The 6266-nt window shown below is 64.7% G+C and carries 6 protein-coding genes and 1 pseudogene; all 7 read right to left on the bottom strand.

The features are described 5' to 3' along the window. Positions 1 to 2550 (bottom strand): hypothetical protein (locus CR162_RS21370; protein ID WP_218014956.1); only part of this gene is annotated, 2550 nt, incomplete at its 3' end. Between the two features lie 20 nt (positions 2551 to 2570). Next, complete coding sequence (locus CR162_RS21365) at positions 2571 to 3053, bottom strand: phage virion morphogenesis protein (RefSeq protein WP_141563283.1); 483 nt, start codon at positions 3051 to 3053, stop codon at positions 2571 to 2573. Between the two features lie 18 nt (positions 3054 to 3071). Beyond that, complete coding sequence (locus CR162_RS21360; RefSeq protein ID WP_099097499.1) at positions 3072 to 3308, bottom strand: hypothetical protein; 237 nt, start codon at positions 3306 to 3308, stop codon at positions 3072 to 3074. After that, positions 3289 to 3720, bottom strand: coding sequence for a hypothetical protein (locus CR162_RS21355; protein WP_099097498.1), 432 nt, complete (start codon positions 3718 to 3720; stop codon positions 3289 to 3291). Before CR162_RS21355 ends, CR162_RS21360 begins: the two co-directional genes overlap by 20 nt. A 22-nt stretch (positions 3721 to 3742) precedes the next feature. After that, positions 3743 to 4168, bottom strand: a complete 426-nt coding sequence (locus CR162_RS21350) for a hypothetical protein (RefSeq protein WP_099097497.1) — start codon at positions 4166 to 4168, stop codon at positions 3743 to 3745. A gap of 70 nt (positions 4169 to 4238) precedes the next feature. Beyond that, the gene (locus CR162_RS21345; RefSeq protein ID WP_099097496.1) at positions 4239 to 5762 is read right to left on the bottom strand and encodes a phage tail protein; all 1524 of its coding nucleotides are present in this window, start codon (positions 5760 to 5762) and stop codon (positions 4239 to 4241) included. A 72-nt stretch (positions 5763 to 5834) separates the two neighbouring features. Further along, a pseudogene (locus CR162_RS22585) lies at positions 5835 to 6266 on the bottom strand (hypothetical protein); the annotation flags it as partial.

The raw sequence follows: 6266 nt of genomic DNA, 5'->3' as shown, positions 1-6266 counted from the left end.
GATGGGAATGACGCCAGGAGGCATGGGGAGCTGCATCCCATCGAAGCCCGTGCGCCCCCGAGGAGGTGCCGTGGCTTCTCGGTTGACCCGCCCCAGGACGGAGGAGCCCACTTTCTCGCCGTCCAGGTAGACGGCGACCTCGGTCGGCTGGCTTCCTCCCCGATTGGCGGGCGGGATGTAGCTGACGGGCTTCTTCAGGTTTCCTGGCGGGGCATTGACGCCGAGGTCGTTGAGGAGCTCGTCGACCGATTTGCTTCCCGGCACTGGCGTGTAATCGACACCAGGCGCTGGCGGGTCCTTGCTGCGGTCGATGATACCCCAATCACGCATCAGGGTGCCGAACTCGCCGATGCCATTGGCACGGTCGCGCTGGTGACTCCGTGCCTGCTCCTGGTAGTAGAGCTCCCGCTCACGCTTGGCCTCGTCGAGCTCACCGGGAACCCTGCTTGCACCAAAGCCAATCCCGGCGCCGACGACTGCACCAGTCGGACCCGCGACCCTGGCGCCAGCGGCGGCACCAAGGCCAGCCATCAAGACGGACTCCGGAATGGCTTTCAGGCCGTCCGAAAGGGTTTGGAGACCCTTACCGAGGGCCGTGAGCCCTTTCTCACCCGTAAGGTGTTCCAGTGCCGTATATGCGACCCCCGCCACCGCGAAGGGTACCAAGGCGCCGCTGAAGAGACGCATCGCTCCCAGGAGGCCAGCCGTGCCGCCGACGCCAACCAGGATGTCACCGACCTGGCGGACCTTGTCGCCGTTCTGGTCAGCCCAAGTTCCAGCGTCGCGCAGGAGACCGGTCATCTTGTTCAAGGTGCCCATCGACTGCGCCATGACCTGGTCGGACAGGCTCGCCTGGAAATCCTTCCAGGCGGCCGTGAACATGGTCATCTGGATGCCGGGATTGGTCTCCCGGTCCCGGTTGGCCTGGAACTCCAAGGACTTCTTTGCCCATTCGGGGTCCTTCTGGTCGAAGGTGCCCTTCTCTGTCGCGGCGGCAATCCGGTCTCCCCAGGACCTCTCCGACTGGATGAGGTTGTTCAGGACCTGAGTGGCACCCCGGCGTCCGGCCGATGTCGGCATCAGGCGATAGGTCGCTTCCGCCTCACTTACCTTCTGACGCTCGGCGTAATCTTTGATGCGCCCGCGAATCCAGGTGTACGGATTGACCTCGGCGCCACCGGCACCGGTGAGCATCTGCTCATCTTTCAGAGCACCGGGCTTCAGATAGTAGAGCTGGGAACCGCGACGGCGGAACACCTTGCTCCGGTCGAGGGCGCCAGCGCCGTCCAGGCCGAGGAACTGCTGCTTGGTGATAGCCCCCTTCAGGACAGGAGCCACGATGGACTCCACCACGGTGCCGCCCGGCTTGCCGCCGACGTTCTGGGCGATGTCGGCGCCGTATCCGAAAACCGCCTGGTCCGACATCGAGCGGCTCAGCGGGCCCAGGTAGTTGGTCATCGTCGCCATGGTCCTGGCGTTGATGGCCCCACCGGAGTGTGAAACCGACTGGAGCAAAAGCGCCATGGTCCTGGCGATGCCGGAGTAGTCGATATTGCCCTTGTCGTCGTAAACGCGGTTCAGACCCTCGGCAACTTTCAGGAGGGCCTGGAACTCGCCGTCCAGCGCTGCTTCGGAATTCGTCCCAGGCTTCTGGGTGGCCAGAAGGCGAGTGCGGAAGTCCGCGAACAGCGGGGCAAGCTGGAGGGCTGCATCGAAGCCCACCGTACCGGCGGACTCTCGTATCATCTGCATATAGGCGCTCTTGGTGCCGTCCCCCCGGGTCTTCACCAGGTTTTCGGCTACCGCCTCGGCGCTGCGGACGTCTGCAGGGCTTGCCCGGAAGTTCCGGATTTGCAGGCGTGCCTGCTCGCGCTCGATGCCCTCGGACATGATGTCCCGGCCGATGCTGGCTACCCCGTAGGCAGAAGCACCCACGCCTGCGAAAGCCCCCATCGTGTGGAAGGCGCCCAGGCCACCAGCGTTGATGCCGCTATAGGCCTTGCCCCAGGCCCTGGCACTCCGCCGGGCAGCGGCCTCTTGTGCTGCCGCCATCCGCTGTGCGGTGCGCTGCTCGGCACGGAGCATGGCGTCGTGCTGACGCATCTCCTGGGCCCGGATACGCTCGGCCTTGGCGGCGGCACGCTCCATGGCACGGATGCGACGCTCCTCGGCGCGCTCCTGCTCGACCAGGGCCCGCGCCTTCTCCCGCTCCGCCTGCCTCTCCCGCCGCCTGGCGGACTCCCAGGCTCGCTGTTCAGCGCGCATGTCGGCAGCGTCCTGGCGGGCCTGCCGCTCGGAAGCCCGCTGCTTGTCCCGGGCGGCCTTGGCTTCATCACGCACTTGCCTTTGGCGGCGGCGCTCGTCCTCTCGGTCTGCGGAGCGGACCCGCTCCCGGGCGCGTTCCTGGGCCTTGAACTGCTGTTCCTGGGAGAGCTTCAGGCCGCCCTGGGCGCGCTGAATTCGTTCATACTCGGCCGCCTGGGCACGAAGCATGCGCACGATTTCAGCGCCATTCGCCCGCATGCGAATGCCGATTTCATAGGCGTCCATCGCAGGGCGTCCCTTTCAGCTCAGGGCTTCTTCTTCAGCAGGGCATCCACAGGCATGGAGGCCATTGTGGCGGCAACATGGGCGCCTACCAGCCGAGCAGCGCCCCGTCCGTGGATGACGGCCGTCTTGGAGAAGACCGGCCGGGGCGGGATTCTGGCGGTGCCCTTTTCGTGGTGAACCGCCAGCGGCGATGTCGACCCCACCAGGGCTTCATCCCCCTGGACGGAGAAGCCGATGCTGTCCCTCAGGGCGCCAGTACGAAGCAGAGGCTCGTCAGGAGAGAAGCCCCTTCGAGTGCGCTCCGCCACCGTCCGGGGAGCCAGTGGAGCCCAGGCATTCGAGACGCGGTCGGATGGCTGGTACTCACCATGCATGCCCTTGGCCGTGGCGGCCATCATGGCTGCGCCCTGCCGGAGACCCCGGCGCTGGGCTGCCTCGACCTTGCTGGCCACCTTGCGCAGGTGCTTGGCGAAGGCCCCATAGCCATCGAAGTGCATGACCATGGTGCCCTCGCCCGGGGATTAGTCCCCCTTTTTCTTCCAGCAGCTGGCTTCCCAGTCCCAGTCATGGCCATCCAGGAAGCCGAATATCATCACGAAGGCCCGGACCTCAATTTCGTCCAGGCTGAAGGCCACGTCCCAGGGCACGCCGTTCTTCACCAGATGCAGGCACATCCGGAGGTTCATGTCGTCCGTGATGGCCTTTATCTGCGCGTCCTCGGGGCTGAGCTTCAGGTCCTCAGGAGGCTGGCTGGTCATCCTTGTTCTCCGCCGGCTCGCCGAAGAGAGGCTCCAGCTCCGGTCCCCAGATTGCCTCGTAGACCTGCTTGCGGGACTTGCTGCGCTGCTCTTCGCGCCAGACCTCAAGGCTCCACATCACGTCGTCGCCGGCCTTATAGGCCAGGTTCTCAGCCTCCTCGAAAGTCGAGGGGCGCGGAAACGGGATGCCGCCGACGGACTGAATCATGAAGACCAGCTCCACCTGCTCGGCATACACCCGGTTGTAGGAGTTGTAGGCCAGTGCTCGATTGAGCTTCATCGTGTCGACGTAGCCGAGCTCCCTGAACACCACCACCTGGCCGTCCGGGGTCGTGATGGTGTGCGTGGCGTTCTTCTTGGAGGCCGCGACCACCTGCTGGGTGGGCGTCATGACCTGGGGGTTCTCAGCCATCTCGGCCTCCCATCAGTTGTGGTTAAGCAATGTCTTTCTGGCTGGCGAAAAACTCGATGCGCTGGGTCACAGCCTCGGTCGCTCGGTAGGAACCGGCATCCGCCAGAGAAATGCTGACATTGGAGTAGCGGTAGGCCGAGATGGACCCGTCGCGCTCCGTCACGTACTGAAAAAGCGTGCAATACGGGATGGGAGTGCCAGCCCAGAACCTTGCTTCCATGCCGGAGAAGAGGTCGTCGGCTGCCCTGCCCTGGCGGCTCATCTCGAAGGAGCCCTCCCAGCCCGAGGGAATCTGCTGCTCCTGGGGCGGCCCGTTGAGAGGGTTCGTGCGGACTTTCTGGACGACCTGGCGGGCGTCGAAGCCCGTCACGGTTTCCAGCTGGATGACGGCGCCGTCGGGGCCGACAAGCACGGCGCGGCACTGCCGGCCAAGGTCAAATGGCTGCATGGTGGAATCCTAGTGATTTGGAGGGGAGCTGTAGGTGGGAGGAGCCGAAGCCCCTCCCTGCAGCCATCAGTCAGTCTTCGACGGTGACGACCGTCTGGCCGGCTTCCAGGTTCGCGATGAAGCGCTTGGCGATGCCGTTGATGCGCACCTTGGCGTCCGACTGGAGGTAGTTCAGCGCCAAGCGGTCATCCGGATTGTTGGAGCGGTCGCAGATGACCAGGTATGGCTTCCGCTGCCCATCCATCGACACCAGCATGCCCTGGCCAACCAACCCTTCCAGGAAGGAAACCTGGGTGGCGCGCACTTCCATCAGCAGGTCTGGCGTAATCATCCGGCCGACATACAATCCGAGACCCTCGTTCAGGGTCTTGGCGATGTAGTTGACCATCCTGGGATGGTTGTCGCCGTTGATGCTGGCATTCGTGGAGGCGTTGAAGCCGCCGCGAAGCGCCCAGACCGAACCACGCGGCGCGGGGTTGGTGATGACATCGATGCCGGCCCGGAACAGCACAGCCAGTTCGGCGGTGCTGTAGGGCTTCAGGGCGCCGGTCAGGCCGCCGGTCCGCTGGGTGGCGACGATGCCGACCAGGGGCTGATTGAGCGCCGAAAGGTTGGGCAGCAGGTTGCCGTACTTGCCGGCCAGGAACCCCTGCGGGGAAACCAGGCGGATGACTTGGTTGACCGGGTCACGCCAGTAGCACCAGTCGCCGAACAGGAGCGCCGCGTTGTGGTCATCCAGACCGGCGGTCTGCTTGCGCTCCACCGCGTCGAGGATGGTCTCACCCGGCTGGCCGACCATGACCATGTAGCAGCCGTTGGCCGCACCCCAGGCCGTCTGCTCGACATAAGTGGTTGCATCGTACAGGTCTGCCACCATGGCCGTGCTGACCTTGGTTCCCGCCAGGACGTAGAGACCGCTGCTGGCGCCCGAGCTGCCCATCAGGTCGAAGGAGTCGACATCGCCACCGTCAGTGCCACCGGTCAGGGCGTAGGTGGCGTTCTCGATGGTAGCGGTCACCTCGGCTGCGGGCGTGAAGCGGACCAGGTTGGAGGCAGGACGGCTGATATCCTGGCCGGACATCAAGGCCATCTGCAGGGCAGCCGCGAAGGCGGGTGCCTCAGATGGCAGGTTGTCAAAGACCTCAGGCGAGTTCCCGGTGAGATTCACCACAACTCGCTTAGTGTCCTTCCTGGACCCGGCAGACACGCTGACCCGGATGTTGTTGCCGTGGGAACCAGTATAGAGCGCCGTGAAGCTGCCCAGTCCGTCCACCTCGACAGCGGCGGCAGCATCTGTGCCGTCGGTCACTCGGACAACTCTGAAATCGGCTGCACCCTGCTGAATGGCAACTGCGACGGCAGTGCCAGCATCATGGAGCCTGTTCACCAGGCCACCGAACACGCGGTCGTAGTCCGCCATGCCGGCGATGATGGCCGGCTGGTTCACAGGACCCCAGTTCGCGGTGCCGACCACGCCGACGATGTGGGAGGCCACCCCGTTCAGAAGCAGCGCCTGGGGCGGCTGGACCTGGACGTAGATGTCGGGAACGTCGATGGCGGTTGTGTTGAAGGAGCCCGCCTGGACAATCGGCATGTGCGTTTCCTCATGCGTTATCGCCCCGGCGCGCTATGGCTCCAGGGTTACCTTGGTTCTTGGTAGGATGGCTTAGACGACGGCGGTGACCGTCGTGCCGGTGTTGGTCACCGTGGTTCCGCCGATGCCGAAGAGCACCGTCGGTACATCCTTGAATTCGAAGAGCCCGTACTCGACGGTGAACTCGAAATCGCGGCGGTAGAGGCCTGCTTCCTGGGCATCATCGACAGGCGTGGTGCCCGTGTAGATGAGGCGGCCTTCGGACCCATCAGGGAGAGGAAGCCAGTCTCGGGCAGCAATGAAGCTGTCGACCGCGATGGATGCAGAATCCCTGAGTTCAGGACTGGGCGCCCAGACCGTGATGGTGAACCCGTGGCTCTGGCGCCTGACCTCGCGCTGAGCTTTCCCCATGACGGCAACCCGTACCAGCCAGTCATGTGCGTAGGGTGCCGTGATGGCATCCCCGAAGGCGGTGGCGCCTGGGATGAGAGCGGCCAGCCTGGA

This window comes from Teichococcus rhizosphaerae, assembly GCF_002631185.1.
GTDB classification, from domain to species: Bacteria; Pseudomonadota; Alphaproteobacteria; order Acetobacterales; family Acetobacteraceae; genus Pseudoroseomonas; species Pseudoroseomonas rhizosphaerae.
This window is presented reverse-complemented; position numbering and strand designations above follow the sequence as displayed.

Excerpts from the sequence above, each read along its gene's own strand:
- CR162_RS21365 (WP_141563283.1), bottom strand. The coding sequence starts at position 3,053 with ATGGTCATGCACTTCGATGGCTATGGGGCCTTCGCCAAGCACCTGCGC.
- CR162_RS21360 (WP_099097499.1), bottom strand. The coding sequence starts at position 3,308 with ATGACCAGCCAGCCTCCTGAGGACCTGAAGCTCAGCCCCGAGGACGCG.
- CR162_RS21355 (WP_099097498.1), bottom strand. The coding sequence starts at position 3,720 with ATGGCTGAGAACCCCCAGGTCATGACGCCCACCCAGCAGGTGGTCGCG.
- CR162_RS21350 (WP_099097497.1), bottom strand. The coding sequence starts at position 4,168 with ATGCAGCCATTTGACCTTGGCCGGCAGTGCCGCGCCGTGCTTGTCGGC.
- CR162_RS21345 (WP_099097496.1), bottom strand. The coding sequence starts at position 5,762 with ATGCCGATTGTCCAGGCGGGCTCCTTCAACACAACCGCCATCGACGTT.